This window comes from Burkholderia sp. BCC0044 (assembly GCF_902832955.1).
Lineage (GTDB): Bacteria > Pseudomonadota > Gammaproteobacteria > Burkholderiales > Burkholderiaceae > Burkholderia.
In genome coordinates, this window is record NZ_CADFDO010000008.1 from 177,880 (window position 1) to 204,642 (window position 26,763).

The following is a 26,763-nucleotide window of genomic DNA, read 5'->3' on the forward strand; positions in this document are numbered from 1 at the left end:
TTTGCTCTTTGTGTGAGCGAATGATCGTATTCGGGCGAGCGAAAGTCAAGGCGCGGGCACGGCATTTCGATGGTGCGCTGCGGCGGCGTGCGAGGCAGGGCGGGCGCGGCGGCGCCGGGGGAAAAAGGCGTCAGCGTCCTTCGCGCGTGAGCGCGACGAGTTCGTCGAGCAGCTTGCCGGCCGGCCCCGGCAGGATCCCGTGGCGGCGCCGGAACGCGGTGAGCGTGCGCACCGCGACGACTTCGTGCACCGGCAGCGTGTCGATCGTGCCGGCGCGCCGTTCGGCGCCGTACATCGGCTCGGCCATCCAGCAGAGGAAGCCCGCATGCGCGACCAGGCTTTTCAGCGTGATCACCGAACGCGTCTCGACCGCGATGTCGGGTAACGGCAGCCCGTGCGCATCGAAGGTCGCGCGCATGTGATCGAACGGCGCGGTGCCGCGCGGCGGAACCGCCCAGCGCGCGTGCAGCGTATCGGCGAGCGTCGGCGGCCGGCCGAGCGCGCGCAGCGGATGGTGCGGCGCCGCAACGATATGGCTGCGATCTTCCCAGCGGCACTCGGGGATCGCGACGATCTCGTCGGTATCGGGCCCGTGCGCGGACAGCGCGAGGTCGATCTCGTGCGTGTTCAGCCCTTCCGCGAGCCGGTCCCACACACCCTCGATGATTTCGACGCGCAGGTTCGGCCAGCGGTCGAGCACGCGGCCGACCGCGACCGGCAGCACGAGGCTCGCGATGCTGCCCACCGTGCCGACCTTGATCGTGCCTTTCGCGAACCCGCGCATCGCGTCGAGTTCCTCGCGCGCATGCTCGGCCTCGTGCTGCAGCAGCGTCGCATGCGGCAGCAACGCTTCGCCGAACGCGGTGAGCTGCACGCCCTTCGAATGGCGCTCGAACAGCGGCGCGCCGACCTGCTCCTCGAGCCGCTTCAGGATCCGGCTCAGCGCCGGCTGCGTGACATGCAGCGCGTCGGCCGCGCGGCCGAGGCTGCCGCACGCGACGATGGTCGTGAACGCGCGCAATTGTCGGAGATCGAAACTCATGCCGGGACGTAATGGCTTTTCGCAAAAAATACAGTATCCGCGAATGGCTTGCGCTTCGATACTGTGGAAACCGCCAAGCCATCGAGGAGACACCCGAGCATGTCCGGCACCCCGTCCCATTCCGCCGCACCGATTACCGTCCGCGACGCCGTCATCGACCTGTTTCGCCAGTTCGGCATCGACCGCGTGTTCGGCAACCCCGGCTCGACCGAGCTGCCGATGTTCCGCGATTTCCCCGACGATTTCCGCTACGTGCTCGGCTTGCAGGAGGCCGTCGTGGTCGGGATGGCTGACGGCCATGCGCAGGCCACCGGCAATGCAGCCGTCGTGAACCTGCATTCGGCGGCGGGCGTCGGCAACGCGATGGGCAATCTCTTCACCGCGTTCAAGAACCGCACGCCGCTGATCGTCACCGCGGGCCAGCAGGCGCGCGCGATCCTGCCGTTCGATCCGTTCCTCGGTGCGACGCAGGCCGCCGAGCTGCCGAAGCCGTACGTCAAATGGAGCATCGAGCCGGCGCGCGCGCAGGACGTGCCGGCCGCGATCGCGCGTGCGTACCGTATCGCGATGCAGGAGCCGCGCGGCCCCGTGTTCGTGTCGATCCCCGTCGACGACTGGGACCAGCCGGCCGAGTTGCTGCCGCGCCGTGACGTCAGCAGCGTCGTGCGGCCCGACTCCGACGCGCTCGCGCGGCTCGGCGACGCGCTCGACGCCGCGCGGCGCCCGGCGTTCGTGGTCGGCGCGGCCGTCGATCGCGCGGGCGCGTGGGACGACGTCGTGCGCCTGGCCGAGCGGCACCGTGCGCGCGTGTACGTCGCGCCGATGTCCGGGCGCTGCAGCTTCCCCGAAGACCATCCGCTGTTCGCCGGCTTCCTGCCCGCGATCCGCGAGAAGATCGTCGCGCGGCTCGACGGGCACGATCTCGTGTTCGCGTTCGGCGCACCCGCGTTCACCTATCACATCGAAGGCTTCGGTCCGCACGTGCCGCCGGGCGCGACGCTCGTGCAGCTCGTCGACGATCCGGGCGTCGCCGCGTGGACGCCGTCGGGCGATGCGGTCGTCGGCAACCTGCGGCTCGCCGCGCGCGATCTGCTGGCGCGGCCCGCGCCGCCCGAGCGGCCGATGCCCGCGCCGCGCGCGCCGCGTGTCCGTGTCGACGCGCCCGCCGCCGGCGAGCGCATGTCGGTCGCGTTCGCGCTGCAGACGCTCGCCGACGTGCGCGACGCACAGGACATCGTCGTCGAGGAGGCGCCGAGCGCGCGGCCGGTGATGCAGGAACATCTGCCGTTCACGCGCAGCGGCACGTTCTACACGATGGACAGCGGCGGGCTCGGCTACGGGATGCCGGCCGCCGTCGGCGTCGCGCTCGCGCAGCCGGGCCGGCGCGTGATCGGGCTGATCGGCGACGGTTCGAGCCTGTATTCGATCCAGGCGCTGTGGAGCGCTGCCCAACTGAAACTGCCGATCACGTTCGTGATCCTGAACAACCGGCGTTATGCGGCGCTGCAGGATTTCGCGCCCGTGTTCGGCTTCGGCCCCGGCGACCCGGTGCAGGGCACCGATCTGCCCGACCTGGATTTCGTCGCGCTCGCGCAAGGGATGGGCTGCCGCGGCGTGCGCGTCGCCGATGCCGCACGCCTGCGCGACACGCTGACCGACGCGCTGCGTGCCGCGACGCCGGTCGTCGTCGAAGTCGAGATTGCCTGACGCGCCGCGCGCGTCTTTCCGGAGATTCCATGCAAACCGTAGCGATGCTGATCGGCGGCGAACGCCGCCACTCGTCCAGCGGCGCGACTTTCGTGCGCCGCAACCCGCTCGACGGCGAAATCGCGTCGGCCGCGCCGGCGGGCACCGTCGACGACGCGCGCGCGGCGGCCGATGCGGCCGCCCGCGCGTTGCCCGGCTGGGCCGCGCTCGGCCCCGGCGCGCGGCGTGCCTTGCTGCTGAAGGCGGCCGCCGCGCTCGAAGCGAAGCACGAGCAGTTCGTCGCCGCGATGGCGGCCGAGACGGGTGCGTCCGCGCTGTGGGCCGGCTTCAACGTGCAGCTTGCCGCGAGCGGGCTCGTCGAGGCCGCGTCGCTGACCACGCAGGTCGGCGGCGAGCTGATTCCGTCCGACGTGCCGGGCTCGCTCGCGATGGGCGTGCGGCAGCCGGCCGGCGTCGTGCTCGGCATCGCGCCGTGGAATGCGCCGGTGATTCTCGCGACGCGCGCGCTCGCGCTGCCGCTCGCATGCGGCAACACGATCGTGCTGAAGGGCTCGGAGCTGTGTCCCGTCACGCACGGGCTGGTCGTCGAGGCGCTGCAGGAGGCCGGGCTGCCGCCGGGCGTCGTGAACTTCGTGACGAACGCCCCCGACGATGCGGGCGCCGTCGTCGACGCACTGATCGCGCATCCGGCCGTGCGCCGCGTGAATTTCACCGGCTCGACGCGGGTCGGGCGGATCGTCGCCGAAGCGTGCGCGCGTCACCTGAAGCCGTCGGTGCTGGAACTCGGCGGCAAGGCGCCGTTCGTCGTGCTCGACGATGCCGATCTCGACGCGGCGGTCGCCGCGGCCGCCTTCGGCGCATTCGCGAATTCCGGGCAGATCTGCATGTCGACCGAGCGCATCGTCGTCGACGCGTCGATCGCCGATGCGTTCGTCGCGAAGCTCGCCGCCAAGGCCGCGTCGCTGCCGCTCGGCGATCCGCGCCACGGGCCGGTCGTTCTTGGTTCGCTGATCGACACGAAGGCCGTCGAGCGCTGCAACGCGCTGATCGACGATGCGCTCGCGCACGGCGCGACGCTGCGGTGCGGCGGGCAGGCCGACAGCACGCTGTTTCCGGCGACGCTGCTCGACCACGTGACGCCGGCGATGCGCCTCTACGCGGAAGAATCGTTCGGCCCGGTGAAGGGGATCGTGCGCGTCGACGGCGAGGAGGCCGCGATCCGCTGCGCGAACGACAACGCGTTCGGGCTGGCGTCGGCCGTGTTCAGTCGCGACGTCGCGCGGGCGTTGCGCGTCGCCGCGCGCATCGAATCGGGCATCTGTCACGTGAACGGCCCGACCGTGCACGACGAGGCGCAGATGCCGTTCGGCGGCGTGAAGGACAGCGGCTTCGGCCACTTCGGCGGCCGGGCCGGCATCGCCGCGTTCACCGACCTGCGCTGGCTCACCGTGCAGACGGCGCCGCGCCACTATCCGTTCTGACGAGGCCGCCGACGATGAGAATCGCGATTCTGGGCGCGGGCGCAATGGGCTCGCTGTTCGGCGGGCGGCTCGCCGAAAGCGGCGACGCCGTCACGCTGATCGACGTGAACGATGCGCATCTCGACGCGATCCGCCGCGACGGGCTGCGCATCGACGACGATCGCGGCGAACGGCGCATACGCACGCTGCACGCCGTGCGGCCCGAAGCCGCGAATGCGGCCGCGGCCGCCGCGCCCGACACACCGTTCGACCTGCTGATCGTTTTCACGAAATCGCTGCACACGCGCGCGGCGCTCGATGGCGTGCGCGCGCTGCTGAGCTCGGACACGTTCGTGCTGACGCTGCAGAACGGGCTCGGCAACGTCGAGACGCTGAATGCGTTCGTGCCGCTCGAGCGCATCCTGGTCGGCGTGACGACGTGGCCGGCCGATGCGGCCGGGCCCGCGCACGTGCGCTCGCACGGCGCCGGCACGATCCGCATGATGACGGCCGACGGCGCGGCGCGCCCGTTCGCGGCGGCCGTGGCCGACGCGCTGTCGCACGCGGGGCTCGCGTGCACGCTCGACGCCGACGTGTGGGCCGCGATCTGGGAGAAGGTCGCGTTCAACGCGGCGCTCAACACGGTGTGCGCGGCGACGGGCTGCACCGTCGATCAGCTCGGCCATCATCACGACGGGCCGCGGCTCGCGCTCGCGATCGCGGCCGAGACCGCCGCCGTCGCGCGCGCGAAGGGCATTGCGGTCGACGGCGCGCGCATCGCGCGCAATGTCGAGCATGCGATCCGCGACCATCGCGGCCATCGCCCGTCGATGCTGCAGGACGTGCTCGCGGGCCGCCGCACCGAAATCGACGCGATCAGCGGCAAGGTCGTCGCGGCCGCGCGCGAAACGGGCGTCGCGGTGCCGCATACCGAGACGCTGCTCGCGCTGGTCCGGTTGATCGACGCACGGACGCACTGAGCAACAGGCCGGCGGCCGGCTGGCGCCGCATGACGATACGGATGCCGCGCGCGCGAAGCGACGGCGCCGGATCGGGAAGGGTGGGACGAGACACCGGCGCCGATCGATGGGCGCCGGTCGACTGCTGCACAGCACGAGATCCGGGCGCGCGTGCGCGCGCCAGCCCGGACAACAGGAGACGCCATGAAAACCATCGAATGCCGTTGTCTTGCCGCGCGCCGTTCGCGCATCCTGCCGCCGTCGCGCGGTGCATCGGAGGCCGCATGAGCACGCCCGACGCACTGAATGGACGGCGGCCGCCGTCGGTCGACATCGGCACGACGCTCGACGACGGCCCGTTCACGCCGATGCAGCGCGGCGTGGTGCTGCTCGCCGCGCTCGCGATCGTGCTCGACGGCTTCGACGGCCAGTTGATCGGTTTCGCGATTCCCGTGCTGATCCGCGAATGGGGCATCACGCGCGGCGCGTTCGCGCCGGCCGTCGCGGCGGGGCTGGTCGGGATGGGGATCGGCAGCGCATGCGCGGGGATCGTCGCGGACCGCTTCGGTCGCCGCCAGGCCGTGATCGGCAGCGTGTTCCTGTTCGGCATCGCGACCTGCGCGATCGGGTTCGCGCCCGACGTCGCGACGATCGCGATGCTGCGCTTTTGTGCGGGGCTCGGGATCGGCGGCGCACTGCCGACGGCCACGACGATGACGGCCGAATACACGCCCGCGCGGCGTCGCACGATGATGGTGACCGCGACGATCGTCTGCGTGCCGCTCGGCGGAATGCTGGCCGGCCTGTTCGCGCACGAGGTGCTGCCGCGCTACGGCTGGCGCGGGCTGTTCTTCGCGGGTGGCGCATTGCCGCTCGTGCTCGGCTTCGTGCTCGTGCGCGCGTTGCCTGAATCGCCGCGCTATCTGGCGCGGCGCCCCGCACGCTGGCCGGAACTCGGCGCGCTACTCGCGCGGATGCAGCGGCCGGTCGCGCCGGGCACCGTGTTCACCGATACGAAGGACGCGCGCGCGCCGGGCGGCCGCGGCGGCTTCGGCGCGCTGTTCGCGAGCGGGCAGGCGCGCGACACGATCGCGCTGTGGTGCGCGTTCTTCATGTGCCTGCTCGCCGTGTATGCGGCGTTCAGCTGGCTGCCGACGATGCTCGCGGCGAGCGGGTTGAGCGTGTCGGTCGCGGGCTCGGGACTCACCGCGTACAACCTCGGCGGCGTGATCGGCGCGTTGCTATGCGCGTGGGCGATCGCGCATGCGGGGTCGCGCTGGCCGCTCGCGCTGTGCAGCATCGGCGGCGCGGCGAGCGCGGTGTGGCTGATGGGTGTCGATGCGAGCCGCCATACGAACTGGCTGATCGTCGGGCTCGGCCTGCACGGGCTGTTCGTCAATGCGGTGCAGTCGACGATGTATGCGCTCTGCGCGTACATCTACCCGACGGCCGTGCGCGCGACGGGTACCGCGAGTGCGCTCGCGTTCGGCCGGCTCGGTGCGATCCTCAGTGCGTTCGCGGGCGCGCTCGTGATCACGGCGGGCGGCGCGGGCGCGTACCTGACGATGCTGGCCGTTGCAATGGGCGTGGTGTGCGTCGCGCTGATCGCGGTGCGGCGGCACATTCCGCGGCTGTCGCGCGCGCCCGCGCAGCCGCGCGAAGGGGAGGAACTCGCCCGCACGTCGTCGTGACGGCGGGCGCGTGACGGGCGTTACAGCGTGGTGCGCACGTGCCAGAGCTCGGGGAACAGCACGACGTCGAGCATCTTGCGCAGGTACGGCGCGCCGCTCGTGCCGCCGGTCCCCTGCTTGAAGCCGATGATGCGTTCGACCGTCGTCACGTGACGGAAACGCCACTGGCGGAACGCATCCTCGAGATCGACGAGTTCCTCGGCCATCTCGTACAGTTCCCAGTGCTGCTGCGGATGACGATAGACCTCGAGCCATGCGGCCTCGACCGTCTCGTCGTGCCGCGTCGGCTGCGTCCAGTCGCGCTCGAGCCGCTCCGGCGCGATCGGGAACCCGCGCCGCGCGAGCAGGCGCACGACCTCGTCGTAGAACGACGGCGCCTCGAGCGTCGCGCGCACCTGTTCGAGGATGTCGGGCCGGTGCGCATGCGGCTGCAGCATCTGCGCGTTCTTGTTGCCGAGCAGGAATTCGAGCTGGCGATACTGGTACGACTGGAAGCCCGACGACTGGCCGAGATACGGCCGCATCGCCGAATACTCGGACGGCGTCATCGTCGACAGCACGCTCCACGCCTGCACCAGTTGCTCGAGGATGCGCGATACGCGCGCGAGCATCTTGAACGCGGGCGGCAGCGCGTCGGTGCGCACCGCGTCGAGCGCGCCGCGCAGCTCGAACAGCGCGAGCTTCATCCACAGCTCGCTCGTCTGATGCTGGATGATGAACAGCATCTCGTTGTGATCGGGCGACAGCGGATGCTGCGCGTCGAGGATCGAATTCAGCGACAGGTAGTCGCCGTAGCTCATCGACTTCGAGAAATCGAGCTGCGCGTTGTGCCAGCCGGCTTGAGCGTCGGCCTCGCCCGGCACGTGCGGCGCTTCGTGTGTTTCGTGCACGGCTTGCGCCGGTTGGGCGGCGCGTGCGCCCGAGAACGGGCAGCCTGCCGGCGCGTCGCCGCCGGGGGGCTGCATATGACCAGAATTCACGACTTTCTCCAGATTTGAATGACGAACGCGCGGCGCGCTGCGCATGCAACTGCGGCGCGCCACGCAAAACCGGTCAGGTCACCGCGCCGCGTTCGGCGAACTCGGGCGCCTTCCACGCGTCGGTGGCGAGAATGTCGCGCAGCGTCTCGACCGCATCCCACACGTCGACGAAGCGCGTATAGAGCGGCGTGAAGCCGAAGCGCAGCACGTACGGCTCGCGGTAGTCGCCGATCACGCCGCGCGCGATCAGCGCCTGCATCACTTCGTAGCCGTGCGGATGCTCGAAGCTCGCCTGCGAGCCGCGCTGGTGATGCGCACGCGGCGTGACGAGCTTCAGCGACAGGCCCGCGCAGCGCGCCTCGACGAGCGCGATGAACGCGTCGGTCAGCGCGAGCGACTTGCGGCGGATCGTCTGCATGTCGGTTTGCAGGAACACGTCGAGCCCGCACTCGACCATCGACATCGACACGATCGGCTGCGTGCCGCACAGGAAGCGCGCGATGCCCGGATCGGGCGCGAAGGCCGGCTGCATCGCGAACGGCGCGCGATGGCCCCACCAGCCGGACAGCGGCTGCGAGAAATGCGCGAGATGGCGTTGCGGCACCCACACGAACGCGGGCGAGCCGGGGCCGCCGTTCAGGTACTTGTACGTGCAGCCGACCGCGCCGTCCGCGCGTGCGCCGTTCAGGTCGACCGGCACCGCGCCGGCCGAGTGCGCGAGATCCCACAGCATCAGCGCGCCCGCGTCGTGCACGAGCTGCGTGACGGCCGGCATGTCGTGCATGTAGCCGGTGCGGTAGTTCACGTGCGTGATCATCGCGACGGCCGTGTCCGCGCCGAGTGCGTCAGGCAAGTCCGACGGATCGTCGATCAGGCGCAGCTCGTAGTCGCCGCCGAGCTGCTCGATCAGCCCCTGCGCGATGTACAGGTCGGTCGGGAAGTTCGAGCGTTCCGACACGATCACGCGGCGCTCGGGCGCGCGCTCCGCCTGGTGGCGCAGCATCGCTGACAGCAGCTTGAACAGGTTGATCGAGATGGTGTCGGTCACGACCGTCTCGCCGGGCGCGCCGCCGATCAGCGTCGCGAGCTTGTCGCCGAGGCGGCGCGGCAGCGCGAACCAGCCGGCCGTGTTCCAGCTGCGGATCAGGCCTTCGCCCCATTCGGCGCCGATCACCTGCTGCGCGCGGGCGGCCGACGCGCGCGGCTGCGCGCCGAGCGAGTTGCCGTCGAGGTAGATCACGCCGTCGGGCAGCGAGAACTGGTCGCGCAGCGGGGCCAGCGGGTCGTCGCGGTCGAGCGCGAGCGCATCTTCACGGGTCTTGATCATCATTGTGTGAGGTCGTAGGTCGGGGTAATCAGGCGGCACGTGCAGGCAGCGCGCGCAGCACCGCGCGCACGGGGCTCGCGTCGAGCGTCGCGAATTTCAGCGGCAGCGCGATCAGTTCGTAGTCGCCGGGCGGCACGTCGTCGAGCACGATCCCTTCGAGGATCGCCATCCGGTGCGCGCGCACGCGGTGATGCGCATCCATCGTCTTCGATTCCTGCGGGTCGAGCGACGGCGTATCGATGCCGATCAGCTTCACGCCGTGCGCGGCGAGCAGGTCGACGGTGTCGGGCGCGACCGCGCAGAAATCGCTGTCCCATTGCTCGACCGCGGCGCGCGCATACGTGCGCAGCAGCACGCGCGGCGGCACGCCGTCGAGCGCAGCTTCCACATCGGCCGGGCGCACGACGGGCGATGCGCCGATGCAATGGATCACGCGGCACGGGCCGAGATAGGTGTCGAGCGGCACCGCGCCGATCGGCGCGCCGTCCGCGTCGTAGTGCAGCGGCGCGTCGCAGTGCGCGCCCGTGTGCGGCGACAGCGTCAGGCGCGCGACGTTGACCGGCGAACCGGCCTCCATCCGCCACACGCGTTCGACGGAAACCGGCGTATCGCCCGGCCACACGGGGGTGGCGGGGCTGACCGGCGGCGAGATGTCCCAGAGTGTGTCCATGGCATGACGAAGCGTGAATCGATGCTTCGAATGATAGGTGGACGCTCGCAGAAAGTGCTTGCGAAATAAACATGGACAATCCGCCGGATTGGCAGATAATTCGACTCAGAGGGAAAACGGGGACCAAAAATGCACGCGATCACGCTCGATGCCACCGACTGCCGGATTCTGGCGGTACTGCAGGAGGAGGGCAGAATCAGCAATCTCGACCTGGCCGAACGCATCTCGCTTTCGCCATCCGCCTGCCTGCGCCGCATGCGCCTGCTCGAGGAGCAGGGCGTGATCGAGCACTATCGCGCGTGCCTGAGCCGCGAGAAGCTCGGCTTCGAGCTCGAGGCGTTCGTGCAGGTGTCGATGCGCAACGAAGAGAATCAATGGCACGAGCGCTTCGCGGAAGCGCTGCGCGAATGGCCGGAGGTGGTCGGCGCGTTCGTCGTGACGGGCGAGAGCCACTATCTGCTGCGCGTGCTCGCGCACAACCTCAAGCACTATTCGGATTTCGTGCTGAACCGCCTGTACAAGGCGCCGGGCGTGATGGACATCCGGTCGAACATCGTGCTGCAGACGCTGAAGGACGAAGCCGGCGCGCCGGTCGGGCTGGCGCGCACGGGCGCGATCAAAGCGGTGTGAGGCCGTGGAAGCCGCCGCCGTGGAACACGAGCGGCGGCGCGGCTTCCGATACCGCGCGCACGCCGCAGCGTTCCACTTCGCCGACGAAGATCACGTGGTCGCCTTCGTCGTAGCGGCTGCGGTTGTGGCATTCGAACCACGCGAGCGCGCCGTCGAGCACGGGCATCCCCGAGTTGCCGGCCGCATGCGCGATCCCTTCGAAGCGGTCGCCCTTGTAGGTCGAAAAGCGCTTGCACAGGTCGAGCTGCGACGCCGCGAGCACGTTCACCACGTAGTGGCTGTTGCCGCGGAACACGGGCGTCGACGCCGATTTGTGCGCGAGGCTCCACAGCACGAGCGGCGGATCGAGCGACACCGAATTGAACGAACTGGCGGTGATGCCGATCAGCTGACCGGACGGCGCGCGCGTCGTGATCACGGTCACGCCCGTCGCGAACTGGCCGAGCGCCTGCCGGAAGGCGCCCGCATCGAAATCCGGCGGATTGGCGAGGCTCATCGGGCAGCCATCCGGAACGGAACGGGCGGGCGCGACACGACACGGGCGTGACGGGCGCGGCGGACGAAAGACGACGAGGCGGTCGATGGGGAACGGGTGCGCATGGCCCGATTTTAGCGGAATCGGGGCCGCCGGGCCCGGTCGGACGGCGCATCGCGGCGGCAGGGTGACGTAGCGAACACTGCGTCGCGCGGCCCGCAGCGCCGTTCTGTCGCGTTTTTCAACGCTGCGACCGTTCCGTGCGGCACCATGTTGACCCGCCCGGCATCGCGACCGGCGTTACCCGAGCTACCCGCGCTATCGCGCCGCCGCCAATCCTAGCGACAACGCCCCCGTCACGATCAGGCTCGACGCCCACACCGCATCGAGATTGAACCAGCTTCGCGACACGAACTTCAGCCCGAGATAGCGATACACGAGCCACGCGAGGCCGCCGCCGGCGGCGATCATCGCGGCCGCATGGACGGCCGCGACGACGAGCGCCATCCCGAGATGCGCATCGACGAGCATCGCCGCCGCGCGGTGGCCGGCATCGCGATCGAGCCCGCACAGGCCGAGGTAGATCGGCACGAGCATCAGCCCCGCGCCGTGCGCGAGCGCGACCGCGAACGACCACAGGCCGAGCCGCGCCGGCGGAATCCGCGCGAGCGCCCGCGGATGCCGGCGGCGGATCAGCAGCACCGCGCCGAAGCCGATCACGAGCGCGCTCGCGCCGATCCGGATCGCCGACTGCCATGCGAGCAGCGCCGCGAGCAGCCCGAACGGCAGCATCACCGCGAAGACGGCCAGCGCATGACCGAGCGCGAGATAGCCGAGCGCCGCGACGAGCGCGCCGCCGCGGCGCGTCATCAGCGCGTTCGACACCGCGAGCGGCCAGCCCATCGCCGGGTTGAGCCCGTGATAGACGCCGCTCGCGAGCACGGCCGCCCACAATGCGAACGGCGCGGGAAGACCGGTGCTCAACGCTTGACCGACGGATAGCAGAACGAGTCGGTCGAGCAGTCGCCGCCTTCGAGCCGGATCTGGTGCGCGCGATAGCCGTCGGGGAATTCGACCCAGTAGTCGTCGGCGAGCGTCAGCCCGCCGTCCGGCCCCGCATGCGCGAGCACCTGCGCGGCCGGCACGCCGTCCGGATAGAACTGGTCGTCCCACGTCGAATAGAGCGAGTTGGTCCAGTACACGCGCCGGCCGTCGCGGCTGATCTCGACCATCTGCGGGCCGCCCGCGAACGCGCGGCCGTTCGAGTGCGGCGCACGGCGCGCAATGCCGCCGATGCGCACCGACCCGGCGAGCACCGGGTTATGCGGGTCCGACACGTCGTACTGGCGCATCTCGCCGGTGCCCCAGCACGACACGTACAGGAAGCGGTCGTCGAGCGACAGGTCGATGTCGGTCACGAGCGGCGGCACCGCGCCGAATCCTTGCAGCAGCGGCGGCAGCTCGTCGGCCGCGGCCGGCTCGGCCGGGATCGTCGCGGTCTTCTTCACATGGAACTTGCCGTCTTCGCGCCACCAGGTCCAGATCGATCCTTCGAGATTGGTCGTGTCGACCACGACGCCGACGAATCCGTATTCGCGCACCGGGTCGTGCGCGGGCCGCACCTCGAGCGCCATCTGGTGCTGCGCGCCGAGATCGATCGTCTGCACGTTGCGCCGCGCGCGCAGGTCCCAGAAATGCAGCCGGTGCCCGTACTTGTTCGCGAGCAGATCCTCGGGGACGATCCCGTTCTCGAATTGCGGCGGCAACGCCCATTCGCTCGACACCATGTAGTCGCGCGGCAGGTTCCACCAGAAGTCGTAATGCTTGTCCTGCGGGCCGCGATCGATCTCCCAGCGGCCGAGCACGTCGAAGGTCTCGCAATCCATGATGAAGATGCCGGGCGCGCCGTCGGTGCCGTCCTTGCCCGCGCCGCCGAGCGTGCTCACGTAGATGCCCTCCGGCCCGCAATGCACGGTGTGCGGCCGCGAATAGCCGGTCTTCGCGAAGATCTCGTCGGGCTCGATGATCTTGTGGATGCGTGCCTGCGTCGGATGCGGCTTCGTGTCGATCACGTAGATGCGCGACGAGCGCAGGCCGGGGATGATCAGGAAGCGGCGCTCGAGGAACGCATGGCCGGTCAGCGGCGACAGCGACGACGAACACGCATTCCAGCCGAAGTGGTGAAACTCGTCGCCGGTGTTCGGCATCGTCACCGTATGCACGATCTTGCCGTACGTCGACGAACCGGGCTTCACGTCGATCACGGCGAGCGCGTCGGGTCTGGAAAAATCGGGGCTCAGCAACAACGTATAGGCAAACTCCTCCGCCGGCGCCTGCATCGCAAGCTCGGGCGAAGCGTGAAACGTCGGGTCGGGCCGCATGCTCATGGTGATGTCCTCCGGATGGTGTCGAATCGTGGACGCACGGCCGTTCGTTGCGGGCGTGCGGACTGCGGTTGCCGCGCGGCGCGCATCATGCCGGCGGCGCGATCGGCAGGCGCAGGCACGCGTCGGCGACGCGCGCGATGCCGTGCATCAGGTCGTGAAAGCGGGAAAAGGCGAGGGGCTGCCGCATGGCGTCAGCGGTGAAACGGGCGTGCGCCATCGCGATGGTGCGATGGACGTGTCGGCGCGCGAGATGTCGGCGACCGGGCCCGCGACGCAGGCGATGTCTGTTAAGGCGTGCATATCGATGTTCCGGCAGATGATGTTGGCATCGGGGGCGGGCATGCATCGGACGCTGCGCGGGCGACGGGTTGGCCGTCGCTTGCGCGTGCCTAAGTGTAGACGAGAAATACGCGTCGGGGCGCGTACGGCGCCTGTCCGGTCTGCCAGGTTCGCGCGCGAGTGAGATACTTGCCGGAGTGCCGCTGCGTCCCGCACCGCGGGCGCGCAGCGGCGATGCGAAACGATGGCGCCGGCACCTGCGTGCCGGTTGCCGTCATCCACGAGGGATTGATTCCATGGGGAACGAGATGCTTGAAACCGCGACGCTGGGAGGCGGGTGTTTCTGGTGCACGGAGGCCGTGTTTCTCGACGTCGACGGCGTGACGGCCGTGCAGTCGGGCTACGCCGGCGGCCATACGCGCAACCCGGGCTATCGCGACATCTGCGAAGGCGACACGGGCCACGCGGAAGTCGTGAACGTGACGTTCGATCCGGCGCGCATCGGCTATCGCGAGATCCTCGAGATCTTCTTCGCGACGCACGATCCGACCCAATTGAACCGGCAAGGCAACGACGTCGGCACGCAGTACCGGTCGGTCGTGTTCACGCATTCGGATGCGCAGCGCGACACGGCGCTCGACGTGATTGCCGAGCTCGAACGCGAACAGGTGTTCGGACAGCCGATCGTCACGCAGGTCGTGCCGCTCGACGGCAACTACTGGCCGGCCGAGGACTATCATCAGAACTATTACGCGCGTAACCCGGGGCAGGGCTATTGCTCGGTCGTGATCGGGCCGAAGCTCGCGAAATTCCGGCAGAAGTTCTCGCACCGGCTGAAGTCGCTGCGCGGCGCGTAAGCATCGGCCGCGAACGCCTGCGTCACGCCGCCTCGTTGCGCCACTGCGCGCACGCGGCGGCGATTTCGCGCGCGAGCGCGATGCACGACAGCGGCGCGGAGCCTTCCGCCTTGTTGTTGATCGTGATGATCACCGGCTGTCCGGCCAGCGCGTAGCGCGCGGCCAGTTCGGCGAGCGCCGAGCGCGTGGCCGGATCCTCGTCGACGAGCTTGTCGAACGGCTCGTATTTCGCTTTCGCCTGCTCGTACTTGAAGCCGCCGTGCAGGCTCCAGCGCACGATCAGCGGGCCCGGCGCGTCGCCGTCGAGCAACGCGAGCGCGGCGGCCTGGCGCAGCGGGTCGGGCATCCGCGCGTGCAGGCCGACGCAGTAGCGCACGCCGAGCGCGGCCAGCGCGCGGATGAAGCGTGGCGTGAGCAGGCTCGCGTCGCGGATCTCGATCGCGTAGCGCGGGCCGTCGGCGTCCGGCGGCAGCGGCGGCAGCGCCGCGAAGAACGCGGCGAGCCGGTCGATCAATGCGGCCGGCTCCGCGAGCAGTTGATCGGGCAGCGGCGAGAACTGGAACACGAGCACGCCGGCTTTGCGGCCGAGCCCGTCGAGGCACGGCTGGACGAATTCGCGGGTCGCGAGCGGGGCATCGAGGAAGGTCGGGTTCGGCCCGGACGGCTCGCCGCGCCGGCCGCGAATCACCGCGTCGGTCACCGCGGCCGGCGCCTTCACGACGAAGCGGAAATCGTCGGGCACCTGCTGCGCGTAGCGCAGGTAGTCGGCCACCGACAGCGGGCCGTAGAACGACCGGTCGAGGCTGACGCTCCTCAGCAGCGGATGCGCGCCGTACGCTTCGAGCCCTTCGCGCGACAGCTTCGTCTGCGCGAAATCGCCGTCGTAGACGATGCCGTTCCAGCCGGGGAAATACCACGACGACGTGCCGAGCCGCACGTTCGGCGGCAGGCCGGCCGCGGCGTCGGCCACGTCCGCCGGGATTGGCGCGGGCAGCACGCCGCGTTTGCGGCGGCCTTTCTTCGGCGCGGCGGTCGGCGCGGACGGTTCGTCCCACAGCAGGCCGGACGACGGGGCGGGCTCGTCGTCATCGGCGGCGGGGCGGGAGGTCGTACGGGCGGGCCGCGGCGGTCGCGCGTCTTCTTGCGCGTCCGGCGTCACGTGCTCGTCGGGGCGGGCGGGGCGGTCGTCGTCCGCGGGCGACGCGCGTGCGGCGTCCGTCGGCACGCCGAACAGGTCGAATTGTCCGTCGGCGTGCGACTCGTTGGCGTCGTCGCGCTGCTGTCGTTGCGGCGGCGCCTTGCGCCGCGTCCTGCCGTCACCCATGCATGCCCAGCGTGAAGCGCCGCCTAGCGCGGCAGCGCGTGTTCGTACATGTAGCGCCGCGACCACGGCAGCGTTTTCGCGCTGCGTCCGGCCTTGCGGCACACGATCTGGAAGATCGACACGTCGTCGTGCTCGAACGCATACGCGCAGCCGGCGAGATACACGCGCCAGATGCGGAATTTTTCGTCGTCGACGAGCTTTCTCGCTTCTTCGGCTTTCGCCTCGAAGTTTTCCGTCCAGATATCGAGCGTGCGCGCATAGTGCCGGCGCAGGCTTTCGACGTCAACCGCCTCGAGTCCGCCGCGCTGCGCCGCTTCGAGCGCGAGGCTGATGTGCGGCAGCTCGCCGTCCGGGAACACGTAGCGATCGATGAATTCGCCGCCGCCGAGCGCCGTTTCGCCGCTTTCCGCGTCGGTCGACGTGATCCCGTGGTTCATCGCGATGCCGTCGTCGGCGAGCAGGTCATGCACGCGCGAGAAGTAGAGCGGCAGGTTCTTGCGGCCGACGTGCTCGAACATCCCGACGCTCGTGATCCGGTCGAACTGGCCTTCGATCTCGCGGTAATCCTGCAGACGAATCTCGATCTTGTCCTCGAGCCCCGCGGCCTTCACGCGCGCGGTCGCGAGGTCGAACTGGTTCTGCGACAGCGTGACGCCCAGACACGTCGCGCCGAACTTCTGCGCGGCGCGCAGCACGAGCGCGCCCCAGCCGCAGCCGATGTCGAGCAGGCGCTGGCCGGGCTCCAGCTGGATCTTCGTCAGGATGTGGTCGATCTTCTTGATCTGCGCGGTGGCGAGATCCTCGTCGCCGTTCTCGAAGTACGCACACGAGTACACCATGTTCTCGTCGAGCCACAGCTGGTAGAACGCGTTCGACACGTCGTAGTGGTACTGGATCGCCTTCTTGTCGGTGCTCTTCGTGTGATTGAAGTAGCGCTTCACGCGTGCGAGCTTGCTCGCGCTCGTCACGGTGCTGCGCGCGAGCGAATAGCCGATGTTGATGATGTCCGACAGCTTGCCCTCGATGTCGATCTTGCCCTTCACGTACGCCTCGCCGAGATTGTCGAGGCTCGGTTCGAGCAACAGCGGCAGCGCCGACGCACTGTTCACCTTCAGCGTGACCTGCGGCGCGCTGAAGGTGCCGAAATCGAGTTGATCGCCGTTCCACAGCACCAGTCGCGCCGGTATGTTCGCTTTTGCCCGTACTTCATCCGCCCACTGTGCCAGCTTCTTTTCCCAGAACATTTGGATTCTCCGTTTGTTCGTTGAATCGAATACAGCCAAGTATCTTGACCGGCGCCCGCCGCTTGCGGCGCGGGCGCCCGGATGCAACACGAGACACGACCGGCGCGCGCCGGCGCCGCGCTTACGGCGACAGGCGCGAGATCGTCCAGCCCGGCGCCGCCGCGGCGTCGCGCGTATAGAGCAGACGGTCGTGCAGCCGCGACGGGCGCCCTTGCCAGAACTCGATCGCGTCGGGCACGAGGCGGTAGCCGCCCCAGTGCGGCGGGCGCGGCGGGTTGTCGCCATAGCGTTCGCTGACCGCCTGTTCGCGCGCTTCGAGCGTCGCGCGGCTGTCGATCACGGCGCTCTGGTCCGACGCCCATGCGCCGATGCGCGAGCCGAGCGGGCGCGACGCAAAATAGCGATCGCTTTCTTCCGCGCTGGTTTTCTCGATCCGGCCTTCGATGCGCACCTGGCGCTCGAGCTCGATCCAGTAGAACAGCAGCGCGGCTTGCGGATGCACGGCGAGATCGTGGCCCTTGCGGCTGTCGTAATTGGTGAAGAAGACGAACCCGCGTTCGTCGACGCCCTTGATGAGCACGATTCGGGCCGACGGCCGGCCGTCGGCGCCGACGGTTGCGAGCGTCATCGTGTTCGGCTCGGGCAGCTTGGCGGCGAGCGCCTCCTTGAACCAGCGATCGAACTGGGCGAAGGGGTCGGGGGCGGCATCGGCTTCGTCGAGCGAAGCACGCGAATAGTTGATGCGGAGATCGGCGAGAGTCGTCATGTTATGCAAACGCTTCAATCTGGGGGCCAGTATAGCGAACGCGCAAAAATCGTGCGTGCACAGTGGCGCGTGCGGGCGGGGAGTTCAGGCAGAATAGAGGGCTGCGCGACTTACGTTTTCCTTGCTGCCATGTCCTCCGCCGACGCTGCCTCGCCCCGTTCTTCTGATCTTACCCCGACCCCGGAAATCCAGCTTGACGTGGATCGCGCGCGGCGTTTCGGCGGCGTCGCGCGCCTGTACGGCGCGCCGGCGGCCGCCGCGTTCGAGCGCGCGCACGTCGCGGTGATCGGGATCGGCGGCGTCGGGTCGTGGGTGGCCGAGGCGCTCGCGCGCAACGCGGTCGGCACGCTGACGCTGATCGATCTCGACAACGTCGCGGAGAGCAACACGAACCGGCAGATCCACGCGCTCGACGGCAATTACGGCAAGCCGAAGGTCGACGCGATGGCCGAGCGGATCGCGCTGATCGATCCCGCGTGCTGCGTGAACCGGATCGAGGATTTCGTTGAGCCCGACAACTTCGACGCGCTGCTCGGCGGCGGCTTCGACTACGTGATCGATGCGATCGACAACGTGCGCACGAAGGTCGCGCTGATCGCGTGGTGCGTCGCGAAACGGCAGCCGCTGATGGTGGTCGGCGGCGCGGGCGGGCAGCTCGATCCGACGCGCATCCGCATCGACGATCTCGCGCTGACGATCCAGGATCCGCTGCTGTCGAAGGTGCGCGCGCAGTTGCGCAAGCAGCACGGTTTTCCGCGCGGGCCGAAGGCGCGCTTCAAGGTCAGCGCCGTGTATTCGGACGAGCCGCTGATTTATCCGGAAGCGGCGGCCTGCGACATCGAGGACGGCGCCGAGCCGTCCGCGGCCGCGCATGTCGCGGGGCTCAACTGTGCGGGCTTCGGTTCGAGCGTGTGCGTGACCGCGAGCTTCGGTTTCGCGGCCGCCGCGCATGCGCTGCGGGCGATCGCGGCCCAGGCGGCAGGCTGAGCCCGCGGCGCGCGGGCAGCGAATGACGGCGGCGCGGCGGATGCGCCGCGCGCGATACGGCAAAGTTACGGCGATTACGGCGAGTCAGCCGGGCCGTCGCGGCCCGGCCTCTCGTGGCCCGGCCGCTCGTGCATCAGTTGAGCGCCATGCTCAGCTTGCGTCGCCACGCGGCGACGAGGTCGGGGCGATCGCCGGCCAGCTCGAACACCGAGATCATCGTGCGGCGGCCGAGATCGTCGCCGTATGCGCGATCGCGCGTCACGATTTCCAGCAACTGTTCCAGCGCCCCTTCGTACGCGCGCCGCGCGATCAGGCTCTGCGCGAGGTCGAAGCGCGCGTCGAGATCGGCCGGGTTCGCCGCGATGCGCGCTTCGAGCGCGTCGGTCGGCGGCAGGTCGGCCGTGGCTTCGAGCGCGTCGAAACGGGTCTTGATCGCCTGGTAGCGCGGGTCGCCGCTCTGCACGGTTTGCGGCGACAGGCGCTCGGTCTCCGCGCGCGCCGCGTCGACTTCGTTGCGCGCGAGCAGCAGCTCGATCAGGTCGAGGCGCGCGTCGTCGTAGCCGGGGCTCAGCGCGAGCGCCGCTTCGAGGTGCGCGAGCGCATCGTCGAAGCGCTGCTCGGCCATCGCGTACTGCGCGGCGCGGCGCTCGGCTTCCTCGGCCGCCGGCAGCAGCCGGTCGAGGAACGCGCGCAACTGGCCTTCGGGCAGCACGCCGACGAACTGGTCGACCGGGCGCCCGTCGGCGAACGCGATCACGTGCGGGATGCTGCGCGTCTGGAAGTGCGCGGCGAGTTCCTGGTTCTCGTCGACGTTGACCTTCACGAGCTTCCAGCGGCCTGCGTAGTCGGCTTCGAGCTTTTCCAGCAGCGGGCCGAGCGTCTTGCACGGGCCGCACCACGGGGCCCAGAAGTCGACCAGCACGGGCGTGTCCAGCGACGCCTCGATGACGTCTTTCTCGAATGTGGCTAGCGTGGTGTCCATGGCGTTCTCTTCCGTTCGAATAGCGTCAGGATGGGGGCGGCGCGCCGCTTTTTCAACGCGGCTTCGATTCGGGCAGCGGAATCCACTCGGTCTCGCCCGGCACCTTGCCCATTTCCTGGCGCGTCCACGCCGCTTTCGCGCGCTCGATTGCGTCGCGGCTGCTCGCGACGAAATTCCATTCGATGAAGCGTTCGCCGTCGATCTTGTCGCCGCCGAGCAGCATCGCGCGCGCGCCGCGGCCGCTCGCGAGCGTGACGGTCGCGCCCGGCGCGAGCACGGCCATCTGCTCGGCCGGCACCGGCGTGCCGTCGATCGCGAGCTCGCCATCGACCACGTAGACCGCGCGCTCCTCGTGCGACGCATCGAGCTCGAGCCGGCCGCCGGCCGCGAATTCGGCCGCGACGTACAGCGTGCGCGAGAACGTCGTCACGGGCGAATGCAGGCCGAACGCGTCGCCAGCGATCACGGTCAGCGCGACGCCGTCTTCGTCGCGCTTGGGCAGCGTGTCGGCCGCGTGGTGCTCGAACGACGGCTCGGTCGTCTCGTGCGCCTGCGGCAGCGCGACCCAGGTCTGGATCCCGTGCACGGTATGGCCGCTCGCGCGCTGCGCGTCGGGCGTGCGCTCGGAGTGGACGATTCCGCGGCCGGCCGTCATCCAGTTCACGTCGCCCGGCACGATTTCCTGCAGCGAGCCGAGGCTGTCGCGGTGCAGGATCGCGCCGTCGAACAGGTAGGTGACCGTCGCGAGCCCGATGTGCGGATGCGGCCGCACGTCGAGCCCCGTGCCGGCCGGCAGCGCGGCGGGCCCCATGTGGTCGAAGAAGATGAACGGGCCGACGAGGCGTGCGGCGAGCGCGGGCAGCGTGCGGCGCACCTGCAGGTTGCCGATGTCGCGGATGTGCGGCTTCAGCAGGGCTTTGATCGAGTCGGTCATGGGGGCCTCGTGGGGAACGGCTGGATTGCCGGTCATTGTACTGGCGGCACGGTGGCACGGTGGCACGGTGGCGCGCGTGACGGGGAACGCGAAAGGCGCGCGGCGCGAGGCGGCCCCGGCAGGCACGCGTCGTGCGGCATTCATCGCGTCGCGCAAGCCGCTGCGTTGCACAAGCGCCGCGCACCGCCGATTCCGCCGATTCCATGCCCGCCGCGCGGGTATCGGGCCGGGCAGCGAAACCCGGTAGACTGACCGGCTTCACAACGACAATTCGACAATCGAGGAGACGCCGATGATGGCCCCGAAGGACTTGCTGCTCGCGCTGGTCGTGATCCTGGCGTGGGGCGTGAACTTCGTCGTGATCAAGGTCGGCTTGCACGGCATGCCGCCGATGCTGCTCGGCGCGCTGCGCTTCACGCTCGCGGCCGTGCCCGCGGTGTTCTTCGTGCGCCGGCCGCAGATTTCGTGGCGGCTGCTGGTGCTGTACGGCGCGACGATCCAGCTCGGCCAGTTCGTGTTCCTGTTCACCGGCATGTACGTCGGCATGCCGGCCGGCCTCGCGTCGCTCGTGCTGCAGTCGCAGGCGTTCTTCACGCTGGTGTTCGCGATGCTGTTCCTCGGCGAGCGGCTGCGCGTGCAGAACCTGGTCGGGCTCGCGATCGCCGCGGGCGGGCTCGTCGTGATCGCCGCGCAGGGCGGCCGCGCGATGACGCTCGCGGGCTTCCTGCTGACGATCTGCTCGGCCGCGATGTGGGCGATCGGCAATATCGTCACGAAGAAGGTCGGGAAGGCGAACCTCGTGTCGCTCGTGGTGTGGGCGAGCCTCGTGCCGCCCGTGCCGTTCTTCCTGCTGTCGCTGTGGTTCGAGGGGCCGCAGCGGATCGCGACCGCGCTCGCCGGGCTGAACGGCGCGTCGATCTTCGCGGTCGTCTATCTGGCGTTCGTCGCGACGCTGCTCGGCTACGGGCTGTGGAGCCGCCTGCTGTCGCGCTACCCGGCCGCTCAGGTCGCGCAGTTCTCGCTGCTGGTGCCGATCGTCGGGCTCGCGTCGTCGGCGCTGCTGCTCGACGAGCATCTGACGCAATCGCAACTGATCGGCGCCGCGCTCGTGATGGGCGGACTCGCGGTGAACGTGTTCGGCGGGAAACTGCTGAGCCGCTTCGCGGCGTCGTGACGCGCCGGCACGCAGCGCGTGCCGGCGGCAGGGAAGGGATGGCGCTCAGGCCATCCGGTTCTTCGCGAGCGGCGGATTCGCGGCGAAATAACGCTTGATGCCGCGGAAGATCGCGTCGGCCATCTCGTCGCGATAGCTGTCGTCGTTGAGCCGGCGCTCTTCGTCCGGGTTGCTGATGAACGCGGTCTCGACGAGGATCGACGGAATGTCGGGCGCCTTCAGCACCGCGAACCCGGCCTGCTCGACCGAGCCCTTGTGCAGCTTGTTGATCCCGCCCACTTCCTTCAGCACGTAGTTGCCGTAGCGCAGCGAGTCGCGGATCTGCGCGGTCGTCGACATGTCGAACAGCGCGCGGTTGACCGCCGCGTCCGCCGTCTTGATGTTGATGCCGCCGATCAGGTCCGACGAATTTTCCTTGTTCGCCATCCAGCGCGCCGCGGCGCTCGTCGCGCCGTGGTCGGACAGCGCGAACACCGACGAGCCGCGTGCGGACGGCGTCGTGAACGCGTCCGCGTGGATCGACACGAACAGATCCGCGCCGACGCGGCGCGCCTTCTGCACGCGCACGTTCAGCGGCACGAAGAAATCGGCGTCGCGCGTCATCATCGCGCGCATGTTCGGTGCGGCGTCGATCTTCGCGCGCAGCTTCTTCGCGATGTCGAGCGCGATGTGCTTCTCGTACGTGCCGCCGCCGCCGATCGCGCCGGGGTCCTCGCCGCCGTGGCCGGGGTCGATCGCGACCGTCAGCAGGCGTACCGTGCCGCCCTTGCCGGCGCCTTTGCCAGCATTGGGCGCGGTGAACTTGTAGGTGTCGCCGTCGTCGTCGCTGTCGTCGCGGCGCGCGATGACGGGCGGCGGCTTGACGGCCGGTTTCGCGGGCGTCGACGGCGCGCCGGCGGCCGGCGGCGCATGCGGCGTGGCCGGCGTGTTCTGCGCGAAACGCTGGAAGAACGCATCGCTGTTGTCGCCCGCGCCGGGCGGCGGGGTGCCCGGGCCGGCCAGCGTGGACGGCGGCTGCATCTGCTGCGCGCGTGCGTTGTCGTTGAGCGCCTGTTCCTTGCGCTCCGTCTGCGCGATCAGGTCGGACAGCGGATCGGGCGCGACGGCCGGATACAGGTCGAACACGAGCCGGTACTTGTAGGTGCCGACGGGCGGCAGCGTGAACACCTGCGGCTTCACCGAGCCTTTCAGGTCGAACACCATCCGCACGACGTGCGGCTGATACTGGCCGACGCGCACCGACTGGATCTGCGGATCGTTCGGCGCGATCTTCGATACGAGGTCGCGCAGCGCCTGGTCGAGATCGAGGCCGCTGAGGTCGACGACCAGACGATCGGGACCCTGCAGCAGCTGTTGGCTATTCTGCAGCGGCTGGTCGGATTCGATCGTGACGCGCGTGTAATCGCGTGCGGGCCACACGCGCACGCCGAGCACCGACGACGCGTGCGCGAGCCGCGGCGCGACGAGACCGAGCACCAGCGTCGACGCCCCCGCGCGCAGGATCTGACGGCGCCGCCAGTTGTGCGTCGCGGTGGCCGCCGATTCGATCGAGCGGAACGGTTTGATCAACATCTTTCGAGACATGCCTTTCCTGAAGCGCTGTACGCCCGGACGGTGAGGGCACGGCCGTCGCCCTCCACGTCGAGCGAGAAAACCAGATCGGGCACGCCGAGCAGCGCGCCCGCCTGTTGCGGCCATTCGACGAGGCAGATCGCGCTGGAATTGAAATATTCGCGAAAGCCCGCATCGGACCATTCGGCCGGATCGTTGAATCGATACAGATCGAAGTGATAGACCTCGAGTTCCCCGTCGCTGCGTTCGAGCGCGTACGGCTCGACGAGCGTATAGGTCGGGCTGCGCACGCGCCCCGGGTGGCCGAGGCCGCGCAGGATCGCGCGCACAAGCGTCGTCTTGCCCGCGCCGAGATCGCCGACCAGCTGGATCTGCAGCCCGTCGAACGCATGGGCGCGGCCGAGCTCGATGCGCGCCGCGTCGAGCGCGTGCGCGAAGCGGGTGCCGAAAGCCTCGGTCGCCGCTTCGTCGGCGAGCGCGATCACGCGCTCCGCGAGCGGGGCGGGCAACGTGGCTTGAGGCGGTTGGCTGGACGTGGCTGGCATTCTCGTAAAATAGTGCGATGAACCGACTACCGGAACGCGCCGCATCCGACAGGCTTTCGACTCAGGGCGAAGGCGCGGCGCCGTGCGCGCTCGACGATGCGGCGTTGACTGCGCTCGCCGCGCGCATCAGGGCGTGGGGGCGCGAATTGGGTTTCGGCGCGATCGGCATCAGCGATACCGATCTCTCGGATGCCGAAGCAGGCCTCGCCGCCTGGCTGGAAGCCGGCTACCACGGCGAGATGGATTATATGGCGAAACATGGGATGAAACGCGCGCGGCCGGCCGAACTTGTGGCCGGTACGCGACGCGTGATCTCCGTGCGGCTCGCCTACCTGCCGGCCGAAACGCTCGCGGCCGACGCGCCCGGCGGCGAGCCCGGCGCGCTCGTGCCGCACGACTGGCGCGCGCGCGAACGGGCGCGGCTCGACGATCCGCAGGCGGCCGTCGTGTCGATCTATGCGCGCGGCCGCGACTATCACAAGGTGCTGCGCAACCGGCTGCAGACGCTCGCGGAGCGCATCGAGCGCGAGATCGGCGGCTTCGGCTACCGTGTGTTCACCGATTCGGCGCCCGTGCTCGAGGTCGAACTCGCGCAGAAGGCCGGGGTCGGCTGGCGCGGCAAGCACACGCTGCTGCTGCAGCGCGATGCCGGCTCGCTGTTCTTTCTCGGCGAGATCTACGTCGACCTGCCGCTGCCGACCGACGCGCACACGTCGCCCGACACCGCGCCCGAGACGCCCGGCGCGCACTGCGGCAGCTGCACGCGCTGCATCGACGCGTGCCCGACCGGCGCGATCGTCGAGCCGTACCGCGTCGATGCGCGCCGCTGCATCTCGTACCTGACGATCGAATTGAAAGGCAGCATCCCCGAGCCGCTGCGGCCGATGATCGGCAATCGCGTGTACGGCTGCGACGACTGCCAGCTCGTGTGCCCGTGGAACAAGTTCGCGCAGGCCGCGCCCGTCGCCGATTTCGACGTGCGGCACGGCCTCGACCGCGCGACGCTCGTCGAGCTGTTCGCGTGGGACGCGGAAGCATTCGATACGCGGATGCAGGGCAGCGCGATCCGGCGCATCGGCTACGAAAGCTGGCTGCGCAATCTCGCGGTCGGGCTCGGCAATGCGTTGCGCGCCGGCGCGGACCGGCTCGCGCCGCCCGCGCGCGACGCGATCGTCGCCGCGCTGCGCGCCCGCGCCGACGATCCGTCGCCGGTCGTGCGCGAGCATGTCGAATGGGCGCTGCGAGCCGCGTGAAGGCGGCGTAAAGTGTCGTCGGCGCGCGGGCAGGACCGCGCGCATCCCCGGTAGGAGAAGGCAATGTTCAACGCAGTCATCGACGCGCCGTTCGGCAAGGTCGGCATCCGCACCGATGCCGCGGTGGTGCGCGAGATCGTCTATCTGCCCGAATCGATGCAGTCGGTCGATCCGGATTCGGCGCTCGCGAAGCGCGCGGTCGAGCAGATCGAACGTTATTTCGAGCGTGCGTCCGCGCGCTTCGACCTGCCGCTCGCCGACGTCGGCAGCGCATTCCAGCACCGCGTGTGGGACGTGATCAGCGATATCCCACCCGGTACCGTGCTGACCTACGGCCAGGTCGCGAAGCGGATCGGCAGCGCGCCGCGCGCGGTCGGCCAGGCATGCGGCGCGAACTACTTCCCGCTCGTGATCCCGTGCCATCGCGTGGTCGCGGCGGGCGGGCTCGGCGGGTTCGCGAACCACGACGACAACGGTTATTACCAGAAAGTGAAGCGCTGGCTGCTGGCGCACGAGGGCGTGCCGTACCAATGAGCGAACCGATGATTTCCCCCGACGCCGCCGCCGACACCGACACCGCCGCGGCATCGCCCGCGCTGCTCGCGAGCCGCGCGTCGATCGACGTGTTCTGCGATGCGCTGTGGCTCGAGCACGGGCTCGCGCGCAACACGCTCGATGCGTACCGGCGCGACCTGGCGCTGTTTTCCCACTGGCTGGCCGCGACGCACGACGCGCCGCTCGATGCCGCCAACGAGGCGATGGTGACCGGCTACATCGCCGCGCGCAGCGACGGCAAGGCGACGTCGTCGAACCGGCGGCTGTCCGTATTCCGCCGCTATTACGGCTGGGCCGTGCGCGAGCATCGCGCGAGCGCCGACCCGACGCTGCGCATCACGTCCGCGAAACAGGCGGCCCGATTCCCGTCGACGCTGTCCGAGGCGCAGGTCGAGGCGCTGCTCGGCGCGCCCGACATCGACACGCCGCTCGGCCTGCGCGATCGCACGATGCTCGAGCTGATGTACGCGAGCGGGCTGCGCGTGAGCGAGCTCGTGACGCTGAAGACGGTCGAGGTCGGGCTCAACGAAGGCGTCGTGCGCGTGATGGGCAAGGGGTCGAAGGAGCGGCTCGTGCCGTTCGGCGAAGTCGCGCACGGCTGGATCGAACGCTACCTGCGCGACGCGCGGCCCGCGCTCCTCGGTGCACGCGCGGCCGACGCGCTGTTCGTGACCGCGCGCGGCGACGGGATGACGCGCCAGCAGTTCTGGAACATCATCAAGCGCCACGCGCAGCAGGCCGACGTGCGCGCGCACCTGTCGCCGCACACGCTGCGGCACGCGTTCGCGACGCACCTGCTGAACCACGGCGCCGACCTGCGCGTTGTGCAGCTGCTGCTCGGCCACAGCGACATCTCGACCACGCAGATCTATACGCACGTCGCGCGCGAGCGGCTCAAGACGCTGCACGCGCAGCATCACCCGCGCGGCTGACGCGCGACCGTCCATGCGGCGCGCTGCGGCG

At 69.7% G+C, this 26,763-nt stretch carries 26 protein-coding genes; 11 read left to right on the top strand and 15 right to left on the bottom strand.

The features are described from left to right. Positions 1-130: 130 nt before the first annotated feature. A complete protein-coding gene (locus tag HWX14_RS33885; RefSeq protein ID WP_175886475.1) occupies positions 131-1,042 on the bottom strand; it encodes a LysR family transcriptional regulator in 912 nt (303 codons plus the stop codon). Positions 1,043-1,141: 99 nt separating this feature from the next. Here HWX14_RS33885 and mdlC point away from each other — a divergent pair, with 99 nt between their 5' ends. The 4 genes from mdlC to HWX14_RS33905 all read left to right on the top strand — a co-directional run bounded on the left by mdlC (position 1,142) and on the right by HWX14_RS33905 (position 6,859). Next, on the top strand, positions 1,142-2,749 hold the full coding sequence (gene mdlC / locus HWX14_RS33890; protein ID WP_175886476.1) for a benzoylformate decarboxylase: 1,608 nt from the start codon (positions 1,142-1,144) through the stop codon (positions 2,747-2,749). A gap of 29 nt (positions 2,750-2,778) precedes the next feature. Then, a complete protein-coding gene (locus tag HWX14_RS33895; protein ID WP_175886477.1) occupies positions 2,779-4,230 on the top strand; it encodes an aldehyde dehydrogenase family protein in 1,452 nt (483 codons plus the stop codon). A 14-nt stretch (positions 4,231-4,244) separates the two neighbouring features. Beyond that, a complete protein-coding gene (locus HWX14_RS33900; RefSeq protein WP_175886478.1) occupies positions 4,245-5,189 on the top strand; it encodes a 2-dehydropantoate 2-reductase in 945 nt (314 codons plus the stop codon). Between the two features lie 263 nt (positions 5,190-5,452). Then, a complete protein-coding gene (locus HWX14_RS33905; RefSeq protein WP_175886479.1) occupies positions 5,453-6,859 on the top strand; it encodes an MFS transporter in 1,407 nt (468 codons plus the stop codon). 20 nt (positions 6,860-6,879) lie between these two features. Here HWX14_RS33905 and kynA read toward each other — a convergent pair whose 3' ends face one another. From kynA to kynB, 3 genes are all read right to left on the bottom strand, one after another. Further along, complete coding sequence (kynA, locus tag HWX14_RS33910) at positions 6,880-7,824, bottom strand: tryptophan 2,3-dioxygenase (RefSeq protein WP_175886513.1); 945 nt, start codon at positions 7,822-7,824, stop codon at positions 6,880-6,882. An 88-nt stretch (positions 7,825-7,912) separates the two neighbouring features. Continuing rightward, on the bottom strand, positions 7,913-9,163 hold the full coding sequence (gene kynU / locus HWX14_RS33915; RefSeq protein ID WP_175886514.1) for a kynureninase: 1,251 nt from the start codon (positions 9,161-9,163) through the stop codon (positions 7,913-7,915). 31 nt (positions 9,164-9,194) lie between these two features. Then, on the bottom strand, positions 9,195-9,836 hold the full coding sequence (gene kynB, locus HWX14_RS33920) for an arylformamidase (RefSeq protein WP_175886480.1): 642 nt from the start codon (positions 9,834-9,836) through the stop codon (positions 9,195-9,197). A 129-nt stretch (positions 9,837-9,965) separates the two neighbouring features. Here kynB and HWX14_RS33925 point away from each other — a divergent pair, with 129 nt between their 5' ends. Beyond that, positions 9,966-10,466, top strand: a complete 501-nt coding sequence (locus HWX14_RS33925; protein ID WP_006477992.1) for an Lrp/AsnC family transcriptional regulator — start codon at positions 9,966-9,968, stop codon at positions 10,464-10,466. Here the strand turns inward: HWX14_RS33925 and HWX14_RS33930 are convergent. From HWX14_RS33930 to HWX14_RS36825, 4 genes are all read right to left on the bottom strand, one after another. Continuing rightward, entirely contained in the window at positions 10,453-10,962 is a 510-nt protein-coding gene (locus tag HWX14_RS33930; RefSeq protein WP_175886481.1) for a flavin reductase family protein, read from the bottom strand. The genes HWX14_RS33925 and HWX14_RS33930 overlap by 14 nt on opposite strands. Positions 10,963-11,259: 297 nt before the next feature. Further along, on the bottom strand, positions 11,260-11,925 hold the full coding sequence (locus HWX14_RS33935; RefSeq protein WP_175886482.1) for a hypothetical protein: 666 nt from the start codon (positions 11,923-11,925) through the stop codon (positions 11,260-11,262). Further along, a complete protein-coding gene (locus HWX14_RS33940) occupies positions 11,922-13,328 on the bottom strand; it encodes a selenium-binding family protein (RefSeq protein WP_175886483.1) in 1,407 nt (468 codons plus the stop codon). Before HWX14_RS33940 ends, HWX14_RS33935 begins: the two co-directional genes overlap by 4 nt. An 85-nt stretch (positions 13,329-13,413) precedes the next feature. After that, on the bottom strand, positions 13,414-13,545 hold the full coding sequence (locus tag HWX14_RS36825; RefSeq protein ID WP_279611858.1) for a hypothetical protein: 132 nt from the start codon (positions 13,543-13,545) through the stop codon (positions 13,414-13,416). Between the two features lie 358 nt (positions 13,546-13,903). On the opposite strand from HWX14_RS36825, the gene msrA reads away from it, so the two are divergent. After that, the gene (gene msrA / locus HWX14_RS33945) at positions 13,904-14,464 is read left to right on the top strand and encodes a peptide-methionine (S)-S-oxide reductase MsrA (RefSeq protein ID WP_126363060.1); all 561 of its coding nucleotides are present in this window, start codon (positions 13,904-13,906) and stop codon (positions 14,462-14,464) included. 22 nt (positions 14,465-14,486) lie between these two features. On the opposite strand, the gene HWX14_RS33950 is transcribed toward msrA, so the two are convergent. From HWX14_RS33950 to pdxH, 3 genes are all read right to left on the bottom strand, one after another. Further along, positions 14,487-15,788, bottom strand: coding sequence for a DUF72 domain-containing protein (locus HWX14_RS33950; RefSeq protein WP_175886484.1), 1,302 nt, complete (start codon positions 15,786-15,788; stop codon positions 14,487-14,489). Between the two features lie 23 nt (positions 15,789-15,811). After that, a complete protein-coding gene (locus HWX14_RS33955; protein WP_175886485.1) occupies positions 15,812-17,032 on the bottom strand; it encodes a cyclopropane-fatty-acyl-phospholipid synthase family protein in 1,221 nt (406 codons plus the stop codon). Positions 17,033-17,153: 121 nt separating this feature from the next. Beyond that, positions 17,154-17,798 (bottom strand): pyridoxamine 5'-phosphate oxidase, encoded by a 645-nt coding sequence (gene pdxH, locus HWX14_RS33960; protein WP_175886486.1) that lies wholly within the window; start codon positions 17,796-17,798, stop codon positions 17,154-17,156. Between the two features lie 129 nt (positions 17,799-17,927). Between pdxH and HWX14_RS33965 the strand changes: the two genes are divergently transcribed. Beyond that, a complete protein-coding gene (locus HWX14_RS33965) occupies positions 17,928-18,785 on the top strand; it encodes a tRNA threonylcarbamoyladenosine dehydratase (RefSeq protein ID WP_175886487.1) in 858 nt (285 codons plus the stop codon). Positions 18,786-18,918: 133 nt separating this feature from the next. On the opposite strand, the gene trxA is transcribed toward HWX14_RS33965, so the two are convergent. Both trxA and HWX14_RS33975 read right to left on the bottom strand, forming a co-directional pair. After that, the gene (trxA, locus tag HWX14_RS33970) at positions 18,919-19,767 is read right to left on the bottom strand and encodes a thioredoxin (RefSeq protein WP_175886488.1); all 849 of its coding nucleotides are present in this window, start codon (positions 19,765-19,767) and stop codon (positions 18,919-18,921) included. A 52-nt stretch (positions 19,768-19,819) separates the two neighbouring features. Next, the gene (locus HWX14_RS33975) at positions 19,820-20,701 is read right to left on the bottom strand and encodes a pirin family protein (RefSeq protein WP_175886489.1); all 882 of its coding nucleotides are present in this window, start codon (positions 20,699-20,701) and stop codon (positions 19,820-19,822) included. 295 nt (positions 20,702-20,996) lie between these two features. On the opposite strand from HWX14_RS33975, the gene HWX14_RS33980 reads away from it, so the two are divergent. Further along, positions 20,997-21,875 carry an EamA family transporter gene (locus tag HWX14_RS33980; protein WP_175886515.1) on the top strand — a complete coding sequence of 293 codons (879 nt, stop codon included), beginning with the start codon at positions 20,997-20,999 and terminating at the stop codon, positions 21,873-21,875. A 45-nt stretch (positions 21,876-21,920) separates the two neighbouring features. Here the strand turns inward: HWX14_RS33980 and HWX14_RS33985 are convergent, their stop codons facing one another. Beyond that, on the bottom strand, positions 21,921-23,459 hold the full coding sequence (locus HWX14_RS33985; RefSeq protein ID WP_175886490.1) for an N-acetylmuramoyl-L-alanine amidase: 1,539 nt from the start codon (positions 23,457-23,459) through the stop codon (positions 21,921-21,923). Beyond that, a complete protein-coding gene (gene tsaE, locus HWX14_RS33990; RefSeq protein ID WP_175886491.1) occupies positions 23,441-23,992 on the bottom strand; it encodes a tRNA (adenosine(37)-N6)-threonylcarbamoyltransferase complex ATPase subunit type 1 TsaE in 552 nt (183 codons plus the stop codon). The genes HWX14_RS33985 and tsaE overlap by 19 nt, the downstream gene beginning before the upstream one ends. A 17-nt stretch (positions 23,993-24,009) precedes the next feature. Between tsaE and queG the strand changes: the two genes are divergently transcribed. The 3 genes from queG (at position 24,010) to xerD (ending at position 26,732) form a co-directional block, all read left to right on the top strand. Continuing rightward, positions 24,010-25,245: a tRNA epoxyqueuosine(34) reductase QueG gene (gene queG / locus HWX14_RS33995; RefSeq protein ID WP_175886492.1), complete on the top strand. Its 1,236-nt coding sequence runs from the start codon at positions 24,010-24,012 to the stop codon at positions 25,243-25,245. 63 nt (positions 25,246-25,308) lie between these two features. Then, the gene (locus HWX14_RS34000; protein ID WP_175886493.1) at positions 25,309-25,779 is read left to right on the top strand and encodes a methylated-DNA--[protein]-cysteine S-methyltransferase; all 471 of its coding nucleotides are present in this window, start codon (positions 25,309-25,311) and stop codon (positions 25,777-25,779) included. Then, positions 25,776-26,732 carry a site-specific tyrosine recombinase XerD gene (xerD, locus tag HWX14_RS34005; RefSeq protein ID WP_175886494.1) on the top strand — a complete coding sequence of 319 codons (957 nt, stop codon included), beginning with the start codon at positions 25,776-25,778 and terminating at the stop codon, positions 26,730-26,732. Before HWX14_RS34000 ends, xerD begins: the two co-directional genes overlap by 4 nt. Positions 26,733-26,763: the final 31 nt, after the last annotated feature.